Origin of the sequence: Pseudomonas ficuserectae, from assembly GCF_024584585.1 — a bacterium.
Lineage (GTDB): Bacteria > Pseudomonadota > Gammaproteobacteria > Pseudomonadales > Pseudomonadaceae > Aquipseudomonas > Aquipseudomonas amygdali.
This window is the reverse complement of record NZ_CP085684.1, coordinates 4,438,682-4,460,269: the sequence shown is the minus strand read 5'-3', so window position 1 is coordinate 4,460,269 and position 21,588 is coordinate 4,438,682. Positions and strand designations below refer to the sequence as shown.

Below are 21,588 nucleotides of genomic sequence, written 5' to 3'. Positions count from 1 at the left end.
CTATGGCACGCCTATTGCTATCTACATGGCAGAGGCCTGCCTTGCGCAGCTCGACAAAACAAATCCCTCCAGTGCAGGAGGGTTAGCGCTTTATAGGCTCGCGTGCATCAGGTGAAGATGCCGACGACGCCCTTGAGGAAAACTGCAATGACGACTCGTCAGCCCATCTACAAATCCCTCTATTTTCAGGTAATCGTTGCGATTGTCATCGGTATCCTGATCGGTCACTTCTACCCGGACACCGGCAAGGCTCTAAAGCCGCTGGGTGACGGGTTTATCAAACTGATCAAGATGGTTATCGCGCCGATCATCTTCTGTACCGTCGTCAGCGGCATCGCCGGCATGCAGAACATGAAGTCGGTCGGCAAGACCGGCGGTTATGCGCTGCTGTACTTCGAGATCGTTTCGACCATCGCTCTGCTGATCGGTCTGATCGTCGTCAACGTGGTTCAGCCGGGTGCCGGCATGAACATCGACGTCAGCACGCTCGACGCATCCAAGATCGCGGCTTATGTGACTGCCGGTCAGGATCAGAGCATCGTCGGCTTCATCCTCAACGTGATTCCGAACACCATCGTCGGCGCGTTTGCCAACGGCGATATCCTGCAAGTCCTGATGTTCTCGGTGATCTTCGGCTTCGCCCTGCATCGTCTGGGTTCGTACGGCAAGCCGGTTCTGGACTTCATCGATCGCTTCGCCCACGTGATGTTCAACATCATCAACATGATCATGAAGCTGGCACCCATCGGTGCGTTTGGTGCCATGGCCTTCACCATCGGTGCCTACGGCGTTAGCTCGCTGGTGCAGTTGGGTCAGTTGATGATCTGCTTCTACATCACCTGCGCGCTGTTCGTGGTGCTGGTGCTGGGTGCCATCTGCCGCGCTCACGGTTTCAGCATCTTCAAGCTGGTTCGCTACATCCGTGAAGAGCTGTTGATCGTACTGGGTACTTCCTCGTCGGAATCGGCCCTGCCGCGCATGCTGATCAAGATGGAGCGTCTGGGCGCCAAAAAATCTGTCGTGGGTCTGGTTATCCCGACGGGTTACTCGTTCAACCTCGACGGTACGTCGATCTACCTGACCATGGCTGCCGTGTTCATCGCTCAGGCGACCAACACGCACATGGACATCACCCACCAGATCACTTTGTTGCTGGTGTTGCTGCTGTCCTCCAAGGGTGCTGCTGGCGTAACCGGTAGCGGCTTCATCGTTCTGGCTGCAACCCTGTCGGCTGTCGGCCACCTGCCGGTTGCCGGTCTGGCGCTGATTCTGGGTATCGACCGCTTCATGTCCGAAGCCCGCGCCCTGACCAACCTGGTCGGTAACGCTGTTGCCACCGTTGTGGTTGCCAAGTGGGTCGGCGAGCTGGACACCGACAAGCTGCAATCCGAGCTGGCTTCCGGTGGCAGTGCCATCCTGGAAACCCGTCCTGAAGACGACCTCGGCGTTGCCGAAGGCCCGACTCCGGCCAATGCGGTGAATACCACCAAAACCGTCTGATTAACCGTCAGGCCATAAAAAAACCCATCTTCGGATGGGTTTTTTTATGCCTGTCGTTTGCGCGGGGGTTATTCCGTGCGCGTCTCGCCGCTGAACACCAACGGCTCGCGGCAGCGGCGGCACAGGTAGCGCCGGCCCTTGCGAACCATGCTATGACGCTGGGCAGTGAACGGAAAGTCGCTGTCCGGGCAAGGGCAGCGGTAGATGTAACGGATCACGCTGCGTCGCTTGACGGCGTAGGTGTGGCAGCGGTTGGGTGGCAGTTCATAGACGCCGCGCATGATCAGTTGCCATTCTTCGCCATGTGGCTGGATGCTGCCGCCAAACAGCTGGTGGGCAATCAGGTGCGCGACTTCGTGCGGCACGGTCTGGCGCAGGAAGTCTTCGGCGTTTTCCTTGTAGAGCTGCGGATTGAAGCGCAGCAGGTTTTCGTGCAGGTGAGCGACACCTGCCTTCTGGCCGCGCAACTGGAAACTGACCACTGGGCGTTTGAAGGTGCGTTTGAAGAAGGTTTCGGCTTGTTGGTAACAGGTTTCAACGCGTGAATTGAGTTGGTCGGGCATGCTTTAGGATTCTCCAGTGCGCCAAGTATGCCGCAATGTGACTACGCTCTGAAAATGCTGGCCGCCCGGTGGTCGTTTTTGATCAAGGGCGATTGCCAGCCTGAACAGCACGCGCGCAGCATATTTAACCAAAGGTCGGTTATAGGTAAAATGCCCGGCTTTTCTCAAGCTACCGTCAGCGGATATTTCCATAAATGGGCACCCTTTCAGTCAATCAGAACAAACTGCAGAAACGTCTGCGTCGGCTGGCCGGCGAGGCCGTTGCCGACTTCAACATGATCGAAGAGGGTGACAAGGTCATGGTCTGTCTGTCCGGCGGCAAGGACAGTTACACCATGCTCGATGTGCTGATGCACTTGCAGAAAGTCGCGTCGATCAAATTCGACATCGTGGCCGTCAACATGGACCAGAAGCAGCCTGGCTTCCCCGAGCACGTGCTGCCTGCGTATCTGAAAGAGCTGGGTATCGAGTACCACATCGTCGAGAAAGACACCTATTCAGTGGTCAAGGAATTGATTCCTGAAGGCAAGACGACCTGTTCGCTGTGTTCACGGCTGCGTCGTGGCACGCTGTATACCTTCGCTGATGAAATAGGTGCTACCAAGATGGCACTGGGGCATCATCGAGACGATATCGTCGAGACGTTCTTCCTCAACATGTTTTTCAACGGCTCGCTCAAGGCCATGCCACCCAAGCTGCGTGCCGACGATGGCCGTAACGTGGTGATTCGTCCATTGGCGTATTGCCATGAAAAGGACATTCAGGCCTATTCGGACCTTAAACAGTTTCCGATCATCCCGTGCAACCTCTGCGGCTCTCAGGAGAACCTGCAACGTCAGGTGGTCAAGGACATGTTGATCGACTGGGAGCGCAAGACACCGGGTCGCACGGAAAGCATCTTCCGCGCCCTGCAGAACGTACAGCCCTCGCAACTGGCTGACCGCAACCTGTTCGACTTCAGCAACCTGCGCATCGACGAAACCGCTGCGTCGCGGTTCGTCAATGTGGTGAATATCTGAGGGTGCTCAGTGGTTGACGGTGAACGCCAGCATGGCTGACAGCTGGCACATCGGCCGACCGCTTTCTGCGTGCCATTGGTTGAACACGTCCTGCACAATCGCCTGATCGCGTTTGCTGGTGGGCACGCGGTCGACGATATCCTGCGCGTTCAGCGCGGCCACCACGTCCCAGGTCGGAATGAACGTGTCCTTGCCGATCATGCGCAGAAAGCGTGGCGCTGACAGTCCGCCCATCTGGTTGCCGTGTTTGGCAATGTACTGCCACAAGCCAGTGATGTTATCGACCGGCCACTCGGCGATGAATTTGCCGAAACTGCCGTGCTCCTGTTCGATGTCCAGAATCAGTTGCGCATTGCGCGGCACGCTCTTGAGTTTGCCCAAGTGACGGATGATGCGCGCATCCTGCATCAGCCGCTCCAGGTGATCAGCCCCCATCAGCACGACTTTTTCCGGGTCGAAGCGGAAGAAGACTTCTTCGAATGCCGGCCATTTAGAGTCCACCAGGCTGTGTTTCAGGCCTGCGCGAAACACGCGCAGGGCCATGGTCGACAGATAGCGGTCGGCGCTGATGGCTTGCAGTTGTTTCGGTGTCTTCGGGGTGGGCAGGTGGGCTTCCAGTGCTTTGGCGGAGCCGAATCGATTCAGGCAATACTCGTTCAGCCATTTGTAGTCTTGCATCGGTTCTCCAAAGAAATTCAACAGGCAGGTCAAGGGTTCAGACCGACCCTTGCGCTGCAAGTTTGCGATTTAACTGAAAGCGTCAGACCACGCCCTGCCGATTCAGCTGCGTGTTGTGTCCAGCTGCAAGGCAGTTTTGGCCAGGCGCTGGCCTAGTGCACGGCACAGGTCAGTCTCATGGCGGTCCAGCGCGCGCTTGCCATCGGCACCGGCGTGATGACTGGCACCATAAGGCGTGCCACCCCCGGCGGTTTCCAGCAGCGCCGATTCACTGTAGGGCAGACCCATGATCAGCATGCCGTGGTGCAACAACGGCAGCAGCATCGACATCAGCGTGGTTTCCTGGCCGCCGTGCAGGCTGGCAGTGGAAGTGAAGACGCCTGCGGGTTTGCCGACCAGTGCGCCGGTCAGCCAAAGGTTGCTGGTACCGTCGAGAAAGTATTTCAGCGGGGCGGCCATGTTGCCGAAGCGCGTCGGGCTACCCAGCGCCAGGCCTGAGCAGTTTTTCAGGTCGTCGAGGGTCGCGTACAGCGCGCCGTTTTCCGGGATCTCAGGGGCGGTCGCTTCGCAGTCGGCGGAAACGGCAGGAACGGTGCGCAGCCGAGCTTCCATGCCGCCCAGTTCGATGCCGCGGGCAACCTGCCGGGCCATTTCGCTGGTGGAACCGTTGCGGCTGTAATAGAGGACCAGAATGTAAGGTGTGCTCACGGCAGCAGCTCCAGGATGTTCTCGGGTGGGCGGCCAATCACAGCCTTGTCGCCTGCGACCAGAATTGGCCGCTCGATCAGTTTGGGGTGCGCGGCCATGGCGGCGATCAGTTGCTCGTCGCTCAGGCTCGGGTCGGCCAGGTTGAGTTGCTTGTAATCATCTTCGCCGGTACGCAGCAGTTGCCGGGCAGTGATGCCCAGCTTGCCGAGCAGATCGCGCAAACGCTCTGCGTCGGGCGGGGTTTCCAGGTACAGGGCGATATCGGGCGTCAGGCCGCGGGCCTGAAGCAGTTCCAGCGCGCCGCGGGATTTGCTGCAGCGCGGGTTGTGATACAGCGTCAGATCGGTCATTTGCACGTCGCATCTTGTGTGGGGTGGCGTATTCTAACCAGCGATGGCACTGTCCGACATATCGAATGGTCAATAGTCGTAGCCTGGATATAAGTGATTGCAGGTTGAACGGGGCGAGGAAGGAAACAAATGGCAAGGCGATTAACAGCAGCAGTGATACTTTTCGGCAGCTTGCTGCTCAGCGGATGTGGCGTGGACCTGGGCAATGACCAGAACGGCCAGAAGGTGGCCAGCGAGCGAATCAAGGGGCATTGGCTGGTGGTGAACTACTGGGCCGAATGGTGTGGCCCGTGCCGTACCGAGGTGCCGGAATTCAACGCATTGTCCGAACAGCTCAAGGACAAGAAGGTCACAGTGCTGGGTGTCAACTTTGACAATCTGCAGGGCGACGAGCTGAAAAACGCTGCCAACGCACTGGGTATCAAATTCACCGTGCTGGCTCAGGACCCAGCCGAGCAGTACAGCCTTCCGCCCTCCGAAGCGCTGCCGGTGACCTACATCATAGACGACAAGGGCAAGATGCGCGAGCAACTGCTCGGTGAGCAGTCAGCCGCGACCGTGATCCAGAAGCTCAAGGCATTGCGCGGGGAGGGGTGATCGGATCGATTTTCGACGCTCTGCGCCGCAGCGAGGACGCGGAGCGTCCAGAACGGCATGCGACGCGGAGCGTCGCACGATAGTGAAATGCGCGAGCAGTCGGCTGTGATCCAGGCGTTGCGCAGAACATCGCACGATAGTAGGGATTATCGTTCCCTGCGCTCCAGCGTGGGAATGCAGGTCGCGACGCTCTGCGCCGCAACGAGGACGCGGAGCATCGCACGATAGTGAAATGCGCGAGCAGTCGGCTGTGATCCAGGCGTTGCGCGGGGCGTCGCAGGATAGTGATCGTTCCCTACGCTCCAGCGTGGGAATGCAGTTCTAGACGCTCTGCGTCGCAAGTTACGCGGAGCTTCGGATCAGCTATCTTCCAGCCAGAAGCGCAGCGGCTTGCCTTGGGCTGGCCACAGGCGCAGTTGCTCGATGGGCGAGATGTCCCAGCGTTGCACGCTGCTGATGGCTTTGATGAAGCGTTGTTCCTGCTCCATCAGCGCGGGGGCGCACATTTTGCGGGTTTTGCCCACCGGACCGAAGCTGATGCTGTGGTCGTTCAGCGTATACGGCGCGAACCAGTGGTTGCAGCCTGCATTGCCATATGCGCGGCCATCGGCGCCCAGGGTCATGGTCAGGCGGCTGTTGTCGATGAGTGGACGTTCGCCAATCCATTCCATCACGTAGCTGTGGTCCTGACGGATCGGCAGCGGGTCAGCGGTACAACCGGCCAGCAGCGCGCCGCCGATCAGGCTCAGGAGCGCAAACTGTTTCATGCCGCTTTCTCCTGGCACTTCTTGCAGAGGTGCTTCTCGCCTTCGGTTTTCCAGCCCAGCTCCGCGATGCGCGCGATGGCGGCAGGTTTCTGCGCCTTGACGCCCAGCTTGCTCTCTACCATGAACTCGAAATTCAGTTCGGCGGCGCAGCTGTCGCAATTCACTTTCCACTGATGAATCGCCAACTCGTCGAACACCGGACCTTTGGCCACTGCAATCCATTGGCCCGGCGGGTTGATCAGGTGCCGGACTTTCTCGACGGTCAGGCGCATGTGCAGGCTTTTGCTGCCTTTGATCGTCACCAGCAACTGGTCGTTGTCGTGAATCGAGCCGCCGTTACCGGTGACCTGATAGCGACCGGGCGCCAAAGTGCGGCATTCGGTCAAGGTGTGCTGCGGGTTGAGCATGCTGTAGCGAAAATCGTGTTCGACCATGGGTCCTCCAAAATTGCGCGCATCCTATCATGCTCCACGCCTTCAGGACCGGACGCAGGGCACCCACAACGATAACGGCATTGCTGCGCTGAAGTGTGAGGAGCGAGCGTTACCATTACGCTGTCACCCGCGCCTCGGATTCCAGGCGAATGATGGCTTTGTCCAGATCGTCCAGAGCTTCTTCGGTGTGCGCGGCGTTCTGCTTGAGCAGGGTTTCAGCGCGTTGACAGGCGGTGCGCAGCTGCGGGACGCCGCAGTAGCGCGTTGCGCCGTGCAGACGGTGAATGCGTTCGATCAGCGCCTGTACATCCTGGTTGGCCCGCGCCGCACGGATGGCCTCGCGGTCGGCGGCCAGCGAGGCCAGCAGCATGGCCAGCATGTCGGCGGCGAGATCCGCCTTGCCCGCAGCCAGGCGCAGCCCTTCTTCATGATCGAGCACCAGCGGCCCGACGTGCCCTTCAGGTGCTTCGTTCTGGCGTTCTGGCGCAGGGTTGCGCAGTGCCAGCCCCGTCCACTTGAGGACCACCTGTGCCAGCTGCCGCTCGCTGATCGGTTTGGTCAGGTAGTCATCCATGCCACTTTGCAGCAGCGAGCGTTTTTCATTGGCCATCGCGTGGGCGGTAAGTGCCACGATCGGCAGTGAGCTCTGGTTGCGTTCAGCTTCCCAGGCCCGAATCGCCTCGGTGGCCTGGCGCCCGTCCATACCGGGCATCTGCACGTCCATCAACACTAGATCGAACGCTTCCTGCTGCACCGCGTTGACCGCTGCATAGCCGCCCTCGACGGCCACGACTTCTGCGCCCATGTCTTCGAGCAGGGTCTGCACCAGCAGCAGGTTGGCCGGGTTGTCATCCACGCACAGCACCCGCGGCGCGCGGCTAGACAACGGCGGACCAATATCGGCGCGGATCGCCCGCGGCGCGATCAGTTCGGACAGCGCTTTTTGCAGTTTGCGGGTACAGGCGGGCTTGGCCTGCAATTGCGTGTAGACATCGTGGACCGCCAACTGGAACAGCGCGTGCTCGGTGGTCGGACATAGCACCATGACCTTGCAGTTGAGGTTTTCCAGATCCCAGATGTGCTGGCGCAACCGTTCCGGGGAAATTTCCAGCGCCGTCACGCCGAGCACCGCCAGATCGATGGCCGACGGGGTCTCGTGCGCCGCCGTCACCCCGTTGAGCAGGTTTTCCAGGTTGTTGAACACGATGGTTTGCAGACCGCAGTCTTCCAGCTGATGCTCCAGCGCCTGCCGCGCCAGGTCATGGTGTTCAAGCACTGCTGCGCGCAGCCCTTCCAGCGGGATGTTGAACGATTCTTCCTTGTCTTCGCGGGCCTTGGGCAGTTTCAGGCTGATCCAGAACTCCGAACCTTCGCCCGGCGTGCTGTCGACACCGATTTCGCCGCCCATCTGTTCGATCAGGCGCTTGGAAATCACCAGGCCCAGACCCGTGCCGCCCGGCTGGCGCGATAGCGAATTGTCGGCCTGGCTGAAGGCCTGGAACAGCGCCCGCACATCCTGGCTGGACAGGCCGATGCCGGTGTCCTGCACGCTGATGCGCAATTGCGCGTGCTCTTCGGTTTCGTCTTCAAGCATGGCGCGGGCGACGATGGTGCCTTCGCGGGTGAACTTGATCGCGTTGCTAACCAGGTTGGTCAGAATCTGCCGCAGGCGCAACGGGTCGCCGGACAGCGCCAGTGGTGTATCGCGGTACACCAGACTGACCAGTTCCAGCTGTTTGGCATGCGCCGCCGGGGCGAGGATGGTCAAGGTGTCCTGCAGCAGATCGCGCAGGTTGAACGGGATGTTGTCGAGCACCAGCTTGCCAGCCTCGATCTTCGAAAAGTCGAGAATCTCGTTGATGATGCTCAACAGGTTGTCGGCCGACTTCTCGATGGTGCCCAGGTAGTCGAACTGACGCGGCGTCAGCTCGCTTTTTTGCAGCAAATGGGTGAAACCCAGAATGCCATTGAGCGGCGTGCGGATTTCGTGGCTCATGTTGGCCAGGAATTCGGACTTGATCCGGCTCGCTTCAAGGGCTTCCTTGCGAGCCAGGTCCAGCTCGATGTTCTGGATTTCGATGGTTTCCAGGTTCTGGCGTACATCCTCGGTCGCCTGATCGATGCTCAGTTGCAGCTCTTCCTGCGCGTTCTGCAAGGTCGCCGCCATGCGATTGATGCCTGACGCCAGTTCGTCCAGTTCCCGACTGCCCAGCGGCGGCAGGCGGGTTTCGAGGTTGCCGTCCTTGAGCTGCGATACCGCCTGCTTGATCTGGCTCATCGGCCCGTTGATGGTGCGGCTCATGCGTACTGCAAGAGTCGCGGTGCAGGCCAGTCCGGTCAGGATCAGCAGCAGGCTGGCAAACAGGCTTCGATAGCCGCGCAACAGCGTGCCGTTATGGGATATTTCAAGTTCGACCCAGCCCAGCAGGGTGTCGGCTTCGGCCGGAATGATCGGGCTGGTCAGGTGGCGTTGATTGCCGAATACCGGGAGCAAATAACGCGTGGCGTCGGTGCCGGTCGAATTGAGCAACTGCGAGCCGCTGCCAATGGGCGAAGGGCTGATCATCGTCGGTCCGGCGTGGGCCAGTGGCGTGCGATCGACGTCGAGAAACGACACGGCGCGCACGTCGGTCTGCTCCAGGGTCTGGGTCGCGATGCGGCTTAGCAGGACCTTGTCCTTGCGCCCCAATGCGTTGGCGGCCAATGGCGCCAGATCCTGTGCGATCATTTCGCCGCGTTGCAGCAATTGGCTTTGCAGTTCGCTCAACTGCATCCAGGTGAAATAACCACCAAGCATTGCGGCCATCAGGCTGGCAGGCAAAATAGTCAGTAGCAGCACACGGCCTTTTATACCCAGCTTGGTCAGCACGCTCGTTCTCCGGCAACACGTATCAGTCCGTCGATATCAGGCATCGGCTGCCTGGCTGTATCGGCACAAGGGGTTGAGTTTAGCCATTTACCGCCAGCATGGGCACCTAACTCTCTGTGGAGGACTAGGCCTCAGTGGAAAAAAAACAGTGTTTATTCTTTTTGGGAATAAGCAGCGCACTTTGCGTGATATGGGCTTTGGCCGTTTGCCGTTATGATAGGCACCCCCCGCAGTCTGGATTGCGAAGACGCCATGACCCTGCAGTATCAAACCATTGCCGATTGCGTCGGCAACACTCCGCTGGTGCGTCTGCAACGCATGGCGGGTAATACCAGCAATACCCTCCTGTTGAAGCTTGAAGGTAATAACCCCGCTGGCTCGGTAAAAGACCGTCCGGCCCTGTCGATGATCACCCGTGCCGAGTTGCGCGGCCAGATCCATCCGGGTGACACGCTGATCGAAGCGACTTCCGGCAATACCGGGATTGCACTGGCCATGGCCGCAGCGATAAAGGGTTACCGGATGATTCTGATCATGCCGGACAACTCAAGTGCCGAACGCAAGGCCGCAATGACCGCCTACGGTGCCGAGCTGATCTCGGTGAGCAAGGACGAGGGCATGGAAGGTGCCCGTGATCTGGCCGAGCGCATGCAGGCCGAAGGCCGCGGCAAGGTGCTCGATCAGTTCGCCAATGGCGACAATCCCGAGGCGCATTACACGTCCACCGGTCCGGAAATCTGGCGGCAGACGGGCGGTACCGTGACCCATTTCGTCAGCTCGATGGGCACCACCGGCACCATCATGGGCACCTCACGCTACCTCAAGGAGCAAAATCCCGAGGTGCAGATCGTCGGTCTGCAACCGATGGAGGGCGCTTCGATCCCCGGTATTCGCCGCTGGCCGCATGAATACCTGCCGAAGATTTACCAGTCGGACCGCGTCGATCGCATTATCGACATGGGCCAGACCGAGGCCGAAGACACCATGCGCCGACTGGCGCGCGAAGAAGGCATCTTCTGTGGCGTGTCGTCCGGCGGCTCGGTCGCTGGAGCACTGCGCATTTCCCGTGAAGTCGAAAATGCCGTGATTGTGGCGATCATCTGTGACCGAGGCGACCGCTACCTGTCGACTGGCATCTACGATTCGCCCAACTGATGGCCAAGCATGAACGAGGTCTGCGCTTTCAGCCCACGGGCGGCGTTAAGACCGTGCAGATTCCTGCCGGTAAAAAACAGCGGCTGACCATCGAGCGCCTGTCCGATGACGGTCGCGGTATCGCTTTTCTCGACGGCAAGACCTGGTTTGTCGCCGGCAGTCTGGCGGGCGAGGAGGTCGAGGCGCGGGTGCTCAATGCGCGCGGCAAGGTCGTCGAGGCGCGCACCGAGCGGGTCTTCAACGCCAGCACCATGCGTCGCGCTCCGGCCTGTGAGTATTTCGGTCGCTGCGGCGGCTGCAGTGTTCAGCATGTGCCCCACGAAGAACAGCTTGCCCTGAAACAGCGCATGCTCGCCGAGCAATTGTTGCGCGTGGCGAATGCTGTGCCGGATGAATGGGCGGCGCCGTTGAGCGGTGCCGAGCTGGCCTATCGTCGACGCGCGCGGGTCGCGGTTCGCTGGGATGCCAAGGCCAAAAGGCTGGACGTGGGGTTCCGCGCAGCCGCCAGTCAGGACATCGTCAGCATCGAACACTGTCCGGTGCTGGTACAGGCCTTGCAACCCATCATGAATGAGTTGCCTGGCATGCTGAAAAACTTCAGCAAACCGCAGGCGCTGGGTCACGTCGAGTTGTTCAGTGGGGTTGCGACTGCCGTGTTGTTGCGCCACACCGCGCCGCTTGCCGAGGCCGACCTGACGTTGTTGCAGGCGTTTTGCTCCAAGCACGGCGCGCAGCTGTGGCTGCACGGCGAGGGCGAGCCCCAACCGGCCAGCCCCGGCGATACGCTGGGTTACCGGCTGGAGCCGTGGAACCTGCAACTGGCCTGGCGACCGGGAGATTTCATTCAGGTCAACGCGGCGGTTAACACCGCGATGATCGAGCAGGCTCTGCAATGGCTGGCGCCTGCCAAAGATGAACGGGTAATGGACCTGTTTTGCGGTCTGGGCAATTTTGCCTTGCCACTGGCGGGTCCGGCGAAGGAAGTGGTGGCGGTCGAAGGCGTTGCGACCATGGTCGAGCGTGCAGCCGTCAACGCAATGAGTAATGATCTGCACAATGTGCAGTTTTTTCAGGCGGATCTTTCCCAGCCGCTGACACACGCCGACTGGGCGGCGGAAGGGTTTTCTGCGGTACTCTTGGACCCACCGCGTGACGGGGCCTTTGAAGTGGTTCGCCAGATCAGAAAAACGGGTGCCCGGCGACTGCTTTATGTTTCATGCAACCCGGCAACTTTGGCTCGTGACACGGTCGAACTGATCAGTCAGGGCTACCGATTAAAACGTGCCGGAATCCTCGATATGTTTCCACAGACGGCGCATGTCGAGGCGATGGCTTTATTTGAAATGAGTAAGTGAGCAGCGTTCACTGGATCGAGGTCGCTGCTGACAGGGAACCTCATTTAATCCGACTGGCCCGCGAATGCCGGTCCTTGCTTGCCCGGCAAGTGGCATTCGCTCAGAAGGCTGGCGACTGATGGCGCTATTCATCGCGCCGTAGGGAAGGTAAGCAGCATGGTACAGGTGAGAGCGAACCAGCCGATAAACACAGACGGCAGTATCAATCTCGACGCGTGGCTCGATCATATTGTCAGCGTCGACCTGGTCCTGGACCGGGAAGTCATGAAACAGGCCTGTGAGTTTGCCCGGCAAGCCGAGCAGAACGACAAGGCCCACAAGAATCACTGGGCAGAGGGCACCTCCAGTTTCCAGACCGGTCTGGAAATCGCGGAGATCCTGGCTGACCTCAAGCTGGATCAGGACTCGCTGGTTGCAGCGGTCATTTACCGCGGCGTGCGCGAAGGCGTCATCCCTTTGCCGGAGGTCGAGCAGCGTTTCGGCGCGACGGTCGCCAAACTGATCGACGGCGTGCTGCGCATGGCCGCGATCAGCGCCAGTCTCAGCCCTCGTCAATCTCTGGTGCTGGGCAGTCAGGCGCAGGTTGAAAACCTGCGCAAGATGCTCGTGGCGATGGTCGACGACGTTCGCGTTGCGCTGATCAAGCTGGCCGAGCGCACTTGCGCGATTCGTGCGGTAAAGAACGCCGACGACGAGAAACGCAACCGTGTGGCCCGGGAAGTCTTCGACATCTACGCGCCGCTGGCCCATCGTCTGGGTATCGGGCATATCAAGTGGGAGCTGGAAGACCTGTCTTTCCGCTACCTGGAGCCTGATCAGTACAAGCAGATCGCCAAGCTGCTGCACGAGCGCCGGCTGGACCGCGAGCGCTTCATCAGCGACGTCATGTCCCAGCTCGACAACGAACTGCAAGCCACCGGCGTGACGGCTGACATCAGTGGCCGAGCCAAGCATATCTACTCCATCTGGCGCAAAATGCAGCGCAAAGGCCTGGCATTCAGCCAGATCTATGACGTGCGCGCGTTGCGTGTACTGGTCCCGGAAATGCGCGATTGCTATACCGCGCTGGGCATTGTGCACACCTTGTGGCGGCATATTCCCAAAGAGTTCGACGATTACATTGCCAACCCCAAGGAAAATGGCTATCGCTCGCTGCACACAGCGGTCATCGGGCCGGAAGGCAAGGTCCTGGAAGTGCAGATACGCACCCACGCCATGCACGAAGAGGCCGAACTGGGCGTTTGCGCGCACTGGCGCTATAAAGGCACTGACGTCAAATCCGGCTCCAATCATTACGAAGAGAAAATTTCCTGGCTGCGTCAGGTACTTGAGTGGCATGAAGAGCTGGGTGACATCGGTGGCCTGGCAGATCAGCTGCGGGTTGATATCGAGCCTGACCGGGTCTACGTCTTCACCCCTGACGGCCATGCCATCGATCTGCCCAAGGGCGCAACACCGCTGGACTTTGCCTATCGGGTGCACACCGAAATCGGCCATAACTGCCGTGGTGCGAAGATCAACGGCCGCATCGTACCGCTCAACTACAGCCTGCAGACCGGCGAGCAGGTCGAGATCATCACCAGCAAGCACGGCACGCCGAGCCGTGACTGGCTGAACTCCAACCTCGGTTACATCACGACCTCGCGGGCGCGGGCGAAGATTGTTCACTGGTTCAAATTGCAGGCCCGCGACCAGAACGTTGCGGCCGGTAAAACCCTTATCGAACGCGAACTGGCGCGCCTGGCATTGCCGCAGGTCGACTTCGACAAGCTGGCGGACAAGGCCAACCACAAGACCGCCGACGACATGTTTGCCGCCCTGGGCGCGGGTGATCTGCGTCTGGCGCAACTGGTCAATCTGGCTCAGCAGCAGGTTGAACCTGATCGCGTCAATGAACAGCTGGAACTGATCCCGCGCAAAGCTACGGGCTATAAGCCTGGCAAGCGTGGCGATATTCAGATTCAGGGCGTTGGCAACCTGATGACACAGATGGCCGGTTGCTGCCAGCCGCTGCCGGGCGATGCGATTGTCGGTTACATCACCCAGGGCCGTGGCGTCAGCATTCACCGTCAGGATTGCGCTTCGGTGCTGCAACTGGGTGGTCGCGAGCCCGAGCGGATCATTCAGGTCAGCTGGGGGCCGGTGCCGGTGCTCACGTATCCGGTGGACATCATCATTCGCGCCTACGACCGTTCCGGCCTGCTGCGTGACGTCACCCAGGTGCTGCTCAACGAGCGTATCAACGTACTGGCGGTCAACACCCGCTCGAACAAGGAAGACAACACAGCGCTCATGTCGCTGACCATCGAGATTCCGGGCCTGGACGCACTGGGGCGGTTGCTGGGGCGTATTTCCCAGCTGCCGAACATCATTGAAACGCGCAGGAACAGGACGCCATAAGCCTTGCCTGCGCTCACAGGGAGCCCCATGTATACAGTTCAAGACCTGCTGAACCTCATGGCCCGGCTGCGTGATCCGCAGTCTGGTTGCCCGTGGGACCTGAAGCAGACCTACGCCAGCATCGTGCCGCATACGCTGGAAGAAGCCTACGAAGTGGCCGATGCCATCGAGCAGGGCGACCTCGACCATCTGAAGGGTGAGTTGGGTGACCTGCTGTTTCAGGTGGTCTTCTATGCCCAGTTGGCCAAGGAAGAAGGCCGGTTTGAATTCGACGACGTCATCGACGGCATTACCCGCAAGTTGCTGCGTCGCCATCCGCACGTGTTTCCGACCGGCGAGTTGTACGCGCCGGCGGAAACGCCGCGCCTGACCGACGAGCAGGTCAACCAGCGCTGGGACGAGATCAAGGCCGAGGAACGTGCCGAAAAGTCTGGCGCCCCCGAGCAGTTGTCGCTGCTCGACGACGTGCCGGTGGCCTTGCCTGCGTTGAGTCGTGCCGCCAAACTGCAGAAGCGCGCTTCGCAGGTCGGCTTCGATTGGCCTGCAGCGTTGCCGGTGGTCGACAAGGTACGCGAAGAACTCGATGAAATTCTCGAAGCCATGGTCGACAATGACGCCGAAGGCATTGCCGAGGAAGTCGGCGATTTGCTGTTCAGCGTCGTGAACCTGGCCCGGCACCTTAAAGTCGACCCGGAAACTGCGCTACGCTCGGCCAATAGCAAGTTTGACAGACGCTTCCGATTCATTGAACAGGCCTTGCGCCACATCCAGCGTCCTATCGAAGAGTGCTCGCTCGAAGAAATGGACGCATTGTGGGGCGAAGCCAAACGTCAGGAAAAGAGCACGCCCGGCTGCGGCTGAGTGTGCGGTAACGGTATAAGTGAGTAGACAATGAGCCTTTCCCTTCGCGATCAGTTGCTCAAGGCAGGTCTGGTCAACCAAAAGCAGGCCAAGCAGGTCGGCAAAGAAAAGCAGAAAGAGCAGCGTCTGGTGCACAAGGGTCAGGCCCAGGCCGACGACTCGCAAAAGCGCGCGGCTCAGGAAGCCATGGCCGAGAAGGCCAAGCGTGACCAGGAGCTCAACCGTCAGCAGCAGGAGAAGGTCGAGCAGAAGGCCCGTACTGCTCAGGTCAAACAACTGATCGAAGTGTCGCGTCTGCCCAAGCTGATTACCGAGGATTACTACAACTTCGTTGACGACAAGAAGGTCAAGCGGATCTCGGTCAACGCGCTGGTGCGCAACAAGCTCAGCAGTGGTTCGCTGGCCATCGTTCACCATGGCGGCGGTTACGAGATCATTCCGCGTGAGGCAGCGCTGAAGATCCAGGAGCGCGACCCGCGCCGTATCGTGTTGCTCAACACCCCGACCGAAGCGCCGGATGCCGACGATCCGTACGCTGCGTATCAGGTGCCTGACGACCTGATGTGGTAACGCGCTGACCCGTCAAAACAAAACCCGCATTCAGCGGGTTTTGTCGTTTATTGTTCTGGGTGGTTGCGGTTCAGGGAAGTTGCTTAGTGGTTGCCCTGGCTTTCCAGTGCTTCCAGCTCTTCCTTGTAGCGTAGAGCATCGGACTCTACGTGGAACATACCGACAAGTTGATCCTGTTGATGCACGTCCCAGATCTGGATGCCGTCGGCAACGGCTTCGTGAGAGAGGTGGGCGTCGTCGCGTTCAGTAACTCTGACAGTCATAGTAGTAAGCTCCTGACTTTGATGGCCTGAATGGTTAGGCCTCTGGATACTGCGGCGATGTGTCGCAGGACTCTTTTATAGAATTTGTTAGCTGCCTAAGTAAATAGCCTGTTCAGGTTCCCGAGTGAGCAAAAAATGGTCGTTTGCCTACAGCCCTTGCATGGCGAGGCTTGCAGCTTGGTTGCGGCAAAGTGAAGGATTTTTCATGTGCCTTTAGCGGTGCAAAAAGATGACGCGGAGCGTCAAGAACGGCATTCCCACGCGGAGCGTAGGGAACGATAGGTGTCCGTATAGCGCGAGGTTCGGCGTCGGGGCATTCCCACCCGGAGCGTAGGGCGCGCCAGGTGTCCGGGAGAGCACCGCCACTATCGTGCGACGCTCCGCGTCGGCATGCCGCTCTGGACGCGCTGCGTCCTCTTGTTTGCAGCCAATAAAAAGCCCCGCTAATAAGCGGGGCTCGGTGCTACGGGGGCGGTCAGGGCAATCAGCTGCCTTTGACGGCCTTGCCGTTCACGGTGCCGTCGAGCAGCACGATGTTGTATTCCTTACCGTCGGTTTCGACCTGTTGCAGGCGCACTAGCAGGTAATCCCAGTCCTTGGCGAACCACAGCACGGTGGTGCGCTTGCTTTGCGTCGGGTCACGCACGCGCTCGACCTTGATCGCATCGACCTGGCCAGTCTTGGTGGTAACCTTTTCCGAGCCCAGTACGCGGAAGTCGTAGGTGTCGACTTCATCACCGTCGACCACCTGGTAGCTCATGCTCTTCTTGCCATCAGCGATGTCGTGTTGCAACGCCAGCTGATACGTGGACTTGTCGAGGATGCCGCGGTTGAGTGGCAGCTTGATCGCATCGCCACGGTCGGTGCCGGTGACGAACTTGGTGTTCCAGTCGAACGCCAGATCAACCTTTTTGGATTTGCCCAGGCCGCTGCGTTCGAAGCTGTAGGTCTGTGGCAGCAAGGTTTCCTTGTCGACCTTCAGCGTGCTGACTTCAGTCAGGCTGGCAATCATCATCGATGCCTTGAAGCTCAGGGTCCAGGTGCCATTGGCACCGGCTTCCAGGCTGCGTTCAGCGGTGCCACTCATGGGCAGCTGTTTCCAGTCGGCGGTGTAGCTGGCGGAGAAAGGTTGAAGGTCTGCGGCCTGTACGGCAGGCAAGGCGAGCAGAGCGAAAGCGAAGAGCAGAGCGCGACGCATAGTATCTCCTAATGTCGAATCAGATGGCCGCTGGCCGGGAGTAACTGGCTATCGAGTAACGCACCTTGTTCACCAAGGCTCAGTCGGCCCTCGGCAAACCAGCGAATGGCCAGTGGGTAAATACGGTGCTCTTGAACATGAACCCGTTGCGCGAGCGTTGTGGGCGTGTCGTGCAACTGTACCGAAATAACTGCCTGTACGACCAGTGGGCCGCCATCGAGTTCCTCGGTGACGAAATGCACGCTGCAGCCATGCTCGGCGTCACCAGCCTCCAGCGCACGCTTGTGCGTGTGCAAGCCTTTGTAACGCGGCAGCAGGGAAGGGTGAATATTCAGAAGGCGACCATGGAAATGGCGCACGAAGCCTGCGCTGAGAATGCGCATGAACCCGGCCAGTACCACCAACTGTGGCTGGAAAGTGTCGATCAGTTCGATCAGCGCTGCATCGAAGGCTTCGCGGCCTTCATAAGCAGTGTGATCCAGCACGCAGGCTTCGATGCCTGCATCCCTGGCGCGTTGCAGGCCGAACGCATCGGCGCGGTTGGAAATCACCGCGCGGATGCGGACCGGGCTGGACCCGTCCTTGAAACTGTCGATCATCGCTTGCAGGTTGCCGCCGGTGCCGGACAGCAGCACCACGACATCGCAGGTGGCTGGCATCAATGCGCCTTGAGGTTTTTCAGCTCGACTTGTGCTGCACCTTCGGCAGCGGTAGCGATCTGACCGATCACCCATGGCTGCTCGCCAGCTTCGCGCAGAACCTTCAACGCGGCTTCAACGTGTTCCTGAGCAACGCAGATGACCATGCCCACGCCGCAGTTCAGCACGCGGTGCATTTCGTTTTCTGCGACGTTGCCTTGCTGCTGCAGCCAGTCGAACACGGCCGGACGCTGCCAGCTGGCAACATCGACCACCGCCTGAGCACCTTCCGGCAGAACACGCGGGATGTTGTCGAGCAGGCCGCCACCGGTGATGTGGGCCATGGCCTTGACCGCGCCGGTTTCCTTGATCAGCTTGAGCAGCGGCTTGACGTAGATGCGAGTTGGCGCCATCAGCAGCTCGGTCAATGGCTTGCCGTCCAGCTGGATGCTTTCGATATCGGCACCGGCCACTTCGATGATCTTGCGGATCAGCGAATAACCGTTGGAGTGCGGGCCGGACGATGGCAGGGCCAGCAGGGCATCACCGGCAGCGACTTTCGAACCGTCGATGATCTCGGCCTTTTCCACGATGCCGACGCAGAAGCCAGCCAGGTCGTAGTCTTCGCCTTCGTACATGCCCGGCATTTCAGCGGTTTCGCCGCCGACCAGCGAGCAGCCAGCCAGTTCGCAGCCAGCGCCGATGCCGGTGACGACCTGGGCAGCGGTGTCGACGTTCAGTTTGCCGGTGGCGTAGTAATCAAGGAAGAACAAAGGCTCTGCGCCGCAGATCACCAGATCGTTGACGCACATGGCGACCAGATCGATACCGATGGTGTCGTGCTTGTTCAGGTTCAGGGCCAGACGCAGCTTGGTGCCCACGCCGTCGGTGCCGGAAACCAGGACCGGTTGCTTGTAGCCGGCCGGGATTTCGCAGAGGGCGCCGAAGCCTCCCAGGCCGCCCATGACTTCCGGACGCTTGGTGCGCTTGGCGACGCTCTTGATGCGTTCGACCAATGCTTCACCGGCGTCGATGTCTACACCGGCGTCTTTATAGCTCAGGGAGGGTTGCTTGCTCATAAAAAATCCAGGCCTTTAGGGGGGATTCGGAGGTATCGACCGCTGCGTTGGGACCCGTTCAGCACCGCGCAGTCATGCGATGGTAATGTTGGGCCGTGGCGATTGCCGGTCTGCGAAGGCGCGCGATTTTATCAGGCTTGCTCCCCAGGGGCCATCCTTGCGCCGACAACAGGGCAGTGTTGCGCCAAATAAACCTGATCCGGCAGCTCCGGTCAGTGCGAGTGCCGCCGTTTAAGGTGTACTTTATGCGCAAATTGAATGATTGGTGGTTCAAGGCTGTCCCAGACTTGTACACCTCCTGAAACAGCTTCTTTTTATTTTTTCCGTTCGGGAACTGTCCATGCGTTTTTCCAGAGTTCTTCTAGTCGGCTGTCTGTCCCTGATCAGCCTCCCCTGCCTTGCCGAAACGGTCAGCAACCTTTATCAGGTCCGCGAGCCGGTGACTGGCCAGTCGCCCGATGAGCGCACCCGGGCCACCCAGGCCGCGGTCGAAACGCTGGTGCTGCGCCTGACCGGCGACGCCAAGGCCGCGCAGGGTTCGGCCATCCCCGCGCTGCGCAAAGACCCGCAACAAATCATCAGCCAGTACGGCTATGAGGCCGGTCCGCCGGAAACCCTGCTGGTGGACTTCGATCCAGCGACCACAGACCGTGCGTTGCGTGATGCCGGCCTGTCGATCTGGGGCAGCAATCGCCCGTCGATCCTCGGCTGGTGGCTGAACGACTCGGTCGAAGGCTCGAATCTGGTCGGTGACGGTCAGGCCGCTGCTGAACCACTGCGCCGGGCTGCGCAACACCGCGGTTTGCCGTTGCGTTTACCGCTGGCTGATTTGAGCGAGCAGGGCATCGGTAACGCCAAGACACTGGAAGGCACTGATGCTGCACCGCTCAAGGAAGCCTCCGAGCGTTACGGTGCTGACGCGATACTGGCGGTGCACGCCAAGGAAGACGCAGGCCAGTGGCAGGGCAAATGGCGCTTGTGGCTGGGCGATCAGCGTGAGCAGGGCACCGCGACCGGGGCTACTTCCGAAGCCTTGGCAGACGCTGTGCTGCTGTCGGTCAGCCAGCGTCTGGCCCTACGTTTCGTCGCCAAGCCCGGTGCCTCGACGGGCCTGTTGGTGCAGGTTCAGGGCATGACACTGGAGCGCTATGCACAACTGCTTCAGTTACTTGATCCGTTCGGCGTGCGTCTGAGTTCTGTTGACGGCGATAAGGTGGTGTTTGAGGTCAGTGGCAGCACCGATCAGCTACGCTCGCAGTTGTCGCTGGCCAAATTGCAGGAAGTGCCCGCAGCCGAGGCAGCAGCCGCCGCAACACCGCCTGCTGCGCCTGTCGATGCGACTGCGCCGGTTGCGCCAGCCAATGGAGCTGCTGCTGTTCCGGCACCTGCGTCCGCACCGATGATTGCTCCGGCGTCTGCACCACAGCTTTATTTCCGCTGGTAAACCGGCAAAGCGCTTTTCCATTGGGTTGAGGGATGTTGATGACTGATACACGGCGTTGGTTCTGGATCGGCGGCCTGGCCTTGCTGGTCGCATTCGTGGTGCTGTTGCACACGATCCTCACCCCTTTTCTGGTGGCACTGCTGCTGGCCTACATGGGCGATCCGCTGGTGGATCGTCTGGAGCGCGCCGGGCTGTCCAGAACCTTGAGCGTGGTGGCGGTGTTCGGTCTGTTCACGCTGGTGCTGATGGCCTTGCTGCTGGTGCTGGTGCCGATGCTGGCCAAGCAGTTGTTTCGTCTTTATGAGCTGGCCCCGCAGATCCTCGACTGGCTGCAACACTCGGCTTTGCCGTGGGTGCAGGCCAAGTTCGGGCTGGCAGACGGGTTCTGGAAGTTCGACAAGATCAAGGCAGCCATCTCCGAGCACATGGGGCAGGCTGGGGATATCGTCTCTGTGGTGCTGTCTCAGGCTACGGCGTCTAGCCTGGCGCTGATCGGCTGGCTGACCAATCTGGTGCTGATCCCGGTGGTGTGTTTCTACCTGTTGCGTGACTGGGACATCATGACCGGCAAGATCCGCGGTCTGCTGCCGCGTCAGCGTGAAGGTCAAATCGTCAAGCTGGCGGGCGAGTGCCATGAGGTGCTGGGCGCATTCATACGCGGGCAATTGCTGGTCATGGTCGGTCTCGGGGTGATCTACGCGGCCGGTCTGATGCTGGTCGGGCTGGAACTGGGCCTGTTGATCGGGGTGATCGCCGGTCTGGCTGCCATCGTGCCTTATATGGGCTTTGTGATCGGCATTGGTTCGGCGCTGGTCGCCGGGTTGTTCCAGTTTGGCGGCGACCTGTACCCGATGATGGGGATTGTTGCGGTGTTCATGATCGGTCAGGCCCTCGAAGGGATGGTTCTGACGCCATTGCTGGTAGGGGATCGCATCGGTCTGCACCCGGTGGCGGTGATCTTCGCGATTCTGGCGGGTGGCGAGCTGTTCGGTTTCACCGGCATTCTGCTGGCGTTGCCGGTCGCTGCAGTGATCATGGTGCTGGTGCGCCACATGCACGACGTTTATAAAGACTCGGAAATCTATGCAGGTGCGGAAGATCCCGAGCTGTAAGGGCATCGCACGCCTCTTCACTGCCCGG

General features: G+C 59.9%; 21 protein-coding genes. 10 read left to right on the top strand and 11 right to left on the bottom strand.

Annotation, left to right across the window (positions count from 1 at the left end):
• Positions 1-147: 147 nt before the first annotated feature.
• On the top strand, positions 148-1,500 hold the full coding sequence (locus LJU29_RS19695) for a dicarboxylate/amino acid:cation symporter (RefSeq protein WP_004657180.1): 1,353 nt from the start codon (positions 148-150) through the stop codon (positions 1,498-1,500).
• Between the two features lie 68 nt (positions 1,501-1,568).
• On the opposite strand, the gene LJU29_RS19690 is transcribed toward LJU29_RS19695, so the two are convergent.
• A complete protein-coding gene (locus LJU29_RS19690) occupies positions 1,569-2,063 on the bottom strand; it encodes a SprT family zinc-dependent metalloprotease (RefSeq protein WP_002554626.1) in 495 nt (164 codons plus the stop codon).
• A gap of 194 nt (positions 2,064-2,257) precedes the next feature.
• Between LJU29_RS19690 and ttcA the strand changes: the two genes are divergently transcribed.
• Positions 2,258-3,082 carry a tRNA 2-thiocytidine(32) synthetase TtcA gene (gene ttcA, locus LJU29_RS19685; protein WP_257111088.1) on the top strand — a complete coding sequence of 275 codons (825 nt, stop codon included), beginning with the start codon at positions 2,258-2,260 and terminating at the stop codon, positions 3,080-3,082.
• Between the two features lie 6 nt (positions 3,083-3,088).
• On the opposite strand, the gene LJU29_RS19680 is transcribed toward ttcA, so the two are convergent.
• The 3 genes from LJU29_RS19680 to arsC all read right to left on the bottom strand — a co-directional run bounded on the left by LJU29_RS19680 (position 3,089) and on the right by arsC (position 4,818).
• Positions 3,089-3,760 (bottom strand): DNA-3-methyladenine glycosylase I, encoded by a 672-nt coding sequence (locus tag LJU29_RS19680; RefSeq protein ID WP_004657183.1) that lies wholly within the window; start codon positions 3,758-3,760, stop codon positions 3,089-3,091.
• Between the two features lie 102 nt (positions 3,761-3,862).
• The gene (gene wrbA, locus LJU29_RS19675; RefSeq protein WP_257111087.1) at positions 3,863-4,468 is read right to left on the bottom strand and encodes an NAD(P)H:quinone oxidoreductase; all 606 of its coding nucleotides are present in this window, start codon (positions 4,466-4,468) and stop codon (positions 3,863-3,865) included.
• Positions 4,465-4,818, bottom strand: a complete 354-nt coding sequence (gene arsC, locus LJU29_RS19670; RefSeq protein WP_257112796.1) for an arsenate reductase (glutaredoxin) — start codon at positions 4,816-4,818, stop codon at positions 4,465-4,467. Before arsC ends, wrbA begins: the two co-directional genes overlap by 4 nt.
• Before the next feature lie 129 nt (positions 4,819-4,947).
• On the opposite strand from arsC, the gene LJU29_RS19665 reads away from it, so the two are divergent.
• Positions 4,948-5,415 (top strand): TlpA disulfide reductase family protein, encoded by a 468-nt coding sequence (locus tag LJU29_RS19665; protein WP_011169249.1) that lies wholly within the window; start codon positions 4,948-4,950, stop codon positions 5,413-5,415.
• Positions 5,416-5,774: 359 nt separating this feature from the next.
• On the opposite strand, the gene LJU29_RS19660 is transcribed toward LJU29_RS19665, so the two are convergent.
• From LJU29_RS19660 to LJU29_RS19650, 3 genes are all read right to left on the bottom strand, one after another.
• Positions 5,775-6,182 (bottom strand): META domain-containing protein, encoded by a 408-nt coding sequence (locus LJU29_RS19660; protein ID WP_044319347.1) that lies wholly within the window; start codon positions 6,180-6,182, stop codon positions 5,775-5,777.
• Positions 6,179-6,616 (bottom strand): hypothetical protein, encoded by a 438-nt coding sequence (locus LJU29_RS19655; protein WP_002554619.1) that lies wholly within the window; start codon positions 6,614-6,616, stop codon positions 6,179-6,181. The genes LJU29_RS19660 and LJU29_RS19655 overlap by 4 nt, the downstream gene beginning before the upstream one ends.
• A gap of 115 nt (positions 6,617-6,731) precedes the next feature.
• On the bottom strand, positions 6,732-9,485 hold the full coding sequence (locus tag LJU29_RS19650) for a response regulator (RefSeq protein WP_057404434.1): 2,754 nt from the start codon (positions 9,483-9,485) through the stop codon (positions 6,732-6,734).
• Between the two features lie 252 nt (positions 9,486-9,737).
• Between LJU29_RS19650 and cysM the strand changes: the two genes are divergently transcribed.
• From cysM to LJU29_RS19625, 5 genes are all read left to right on the top strand, one after another.
• Positions 9,738-10,640: a cysteine synthase CysM gene (cysM, locus tag LJU29_RS19645; RefSeq protein WP_002554618.1), complete on the top strand. Its 903-nt coding sequence runs from the start codon at positions 9,738-9,740 to the stop codon at positions 10,638-10,640.
• The gene (gene rlmD / locus LJU29_RS19640) at positions 10,640-11,995 is read left to right on the top strand and encodes a 23S rRNA (uracil(1939)-C(5))-methyltransferase RlmD (RefSeq protein WP_257111086.1); all 1,356 of its coding nucleotides are present in this window, start codon (positions 10,640-10,642) and stop codon (positions 11,993-11,995) included. Before cysM ends, rlmD begins: the two co-directional genes overlap by 1 nt.
• Before the next feature lie 156 nt (positions 11,996-12,151).
• The gene (gene relA, locus LJU29_RS19635) at positions 12,152-14,395 is read left to right on the top strand and encodes a GTP diphosphokinase (RefSeq protein WP_004657204.1); all 2,244 of its coding nucleotides are present in this window, start codon (positions 12,152-12,154) and stop codon (positions 14,393-14,395) included.
• Positions 14,396-14,422: 27 nt separating this feature from the next.
• Complete coding sequence (gene mazG / locus LJU29_RS19630; RefSeq protein WP_257111085.1) at positions 14,423-15,256, top strand: nucleoside triphosphate pyrophosphohydrolase; 834 nt, start codon at positions 14,423-14,425, stop codon at positions 15,254-15,256.
• 30 nt (positions 15,257-15,286) lie between these two features.
• Positions 15,287-15,826 carry a DUF2058 domain-containing protein gene (locus LJU29_RS19625; protein WP_005744739.1) on the top strand — a complete coding sequence of 180 codons (540 nt, stop codon included), beginning with the start codon at positions 15,287-15,289 and terminating at the stop codon, positions 15,824-15,826.
• An 83-nt stretch (positions 15,827-15,909) separates the two neighbouring features.
• Here LJU29_RS19625 and LJU29_RS19620 read toward each other — a convergent pair whose 3' ends face one another.
• From LJU29_RS19620 to purM, 4 genes are all read right to left on the bottom strand, one after another.
• Complete coding sequence (locus tag LJU29_RS19620; RefSeq protein ID WP_002554613.1) at positions 15,910-16,089, bottom strand: hypothetical protein; 180 nt, start codon at positions 16,087-16,089, stop codon at positions 15,910-15,912.
• Between the two features lie 484 nt (positions 16,090-16,573).
• On the bottom strand, positions 16,574-17,287 hold the full coding sequence (locus LJU29_RS19615; protein WP_004665988.1) for a DUF3108 domain-containing protein: 714 nt from the start codon (positions 17,285-17,287) through the stop codon (positions 16,574-16,576).
• 8 nt (positions 17,288-17,295) lie between these two features.
• A complete protein-coding gene (purN, locus tag LJU29_RS19610) occupies positions 17,296-17,946 on the bottom strand; it encodes a phosphoribosylglycinamide formyltransferase (RefSeq protein WP_005783262.1) in 651 nt (216 codons plus the stop codon).
• Positions 17,946-19,004: a phosphoribosylformylglycinamidine cyclo-ligase gene (gene purM, locus LJU29_RS19605; RefSeq protein WP_257111084.1), complete on the bottom strand. Its 1,059-nt coding sequence runs from the start codon at positions 19,002-19,004 to the stop codon at positions 17,946-17,948. The genes purN and purM overlap by 1 nt, the downstream gene beginning before the upstream one ends.
• A gap of 340 nt (positions 19,005-19,344) precedes the next feature.
• Between purM and LJU29_RS19600 the strand changes: the two genes are divergently transcribed.
• Together LJU29_RS19600 and LJU29_RS19595 are read left to right on the top strand one after the other, a co-directional pair.
• A complete protein-coding gene (locus LJU29_RS19600) occupies positions 19,345-20,448 on the top strand; it encodes a DUF2066 domain-containing protein (RefSeq protein WP_257111083.1) in 1,104 nt (367 codons plus the stop codon).
• A gap of 38 nt (positions 20,449-20,486) precedes the next feature.
• Positions 20,487-21,560 (top strand): AI-2E family transporter, encoded by a 1,074-nt coding sequence (locus tag LJU29_RS19595; protein ID WP_002554608.1) that lies wholly within the window; start codon positions 20,487-20,489, stop codon positions 21,558-21,560.
• Positions 21,561-21,588 lie beyond the last annotated feature (28 nt).

Bases quoted from the DNA above. Each gene is read 5' to 3' on its own strand.
- LJU29_RS19695 (WP_004657180.1), top strand. From the start codon at position 148: ATGACGACTCGTCAGCCCATCTACAAATCCCTCTATTTTCAGGTAATC.
- LJU29_RS19690 (WP_002554626.1), bottom strand. From the start codon at position 2,063: ATGCCCGACCAACTCAATTCACGCGTTGAAACCTGTTACCAACAAGCC.
- ttcA (WP_257111088.1), top strand. From the start codon at position 2,258: ATGGGCACCCTTTCAGTCAATCAGAACAAACTGCAGAAACGTCTGCGT.
- LJU29_RS19680 (WP_004657183.1), bottom strand. From the start codon at position 3,760: ATGCAAGACTACAAATGGCTGAACGAGTATTGCCTGAATCGATTCGGC.
- arsC (WP_257112796.1), bottom strand. From the start codon at position 4,818: ATGACCGATCTGACGCTGTATCACAACCCGCGCTGCAGCAAATCCCGC.
- LJU29_RS19665 (WP_011169249.1), top strand. From the start codon at position 4,948: ATGGCAAGGCGATTAACAGCAGCAGTGATACTTTTCGGCAGCTTGCTG.
- LJU29_RS19660 (WP_044319347.1), bottom strand. From the start codon at position 6,182: ATGAAACAGTTTGCGCTCCTGAGCCTGATCGGCGGCGCGCTGCTGGCC.
- LJU29_RS19655 (WP_002554619.1), bottom strand. From the start codon at position 6,616: ATGGTCGAACACGATTTTCGCTACAGCATGCTCAACCCGCAGCACACC.
- cysM (WP_002554618.1), top strand. From the start codon at position 9,738: ATGACCCTGCAGTATCAAACCATTGCCGATTGCGTCGGCAACACTCCG.
- rlmD (WP_257111086.1), top strand. From the start codon at position 10,640: ATGGCCAAGCATGAACGAGGTCTGCGCTTTCAGCCCACGGGCGGCGTT.
- relA (WP_004657204.1), top strand. From the start codon at position 12,152: ATGGTACAGGTGAGAGCGAACCAGCCGATAAACACAGACGGCAGTATC.
- mazG (WP_257111085.1), top strand. From the start codon at position 14,423: ATGTATACAGTTCAAGACCTGCTGAACCTCATGGCCCGGCTGCGTGAT.
- LJU29_RS19625 (WP_005744739.1), top strand. From the start codon at position 15,287: ATGAGCCTTTCCCTTCGCGATCAGTTGCTCAAGGCAGGTCTGGTCAAC.
- LJU29_RS19620 (WP_002554613.1), bottom strand. From the start codon at position 16,089: ATGACTGTCAGAGTTACTGAACGCGACGACGCCCACCTCTCTCACGAA.
- LJU29_RS19615 (WP_004665988.1), bottom strand. From the start codon at position 17,287: ATGCGTCGCGCTCTGCTCTTCGCTTTCGCTCTGCTCGCCTTGCCTGCC.
- purN (WP_005783262.1), bottom strand. From the start codon at position 17,946: ATGCCAGCCACCTGCGATGTCGTGGTGCTGCTGTCCGGCACCGGCGGC.
- purM (WP_257111084.1), bottom strand. From the start codon at position 19,004: ATGAGCAAGCAACCCTCCCTGAGCTATAAAGACGCCGGTGTAGACATC.
- LJU29_RS19600 (WP_257111083.1), top strand. From the start codon at position 19,345: ATGCGTTTTTCCAGAGTTCTTCTAGTCGGCTGTCTGTCCCTGATCAGC.
- LJU29_RS19595 (WP_002554608.1), top strand. From the start codon at position 20,487: ATGACTGATACACGGCGTTGGTTCTGGATCGGCGGCCTGGCCTTGCTG.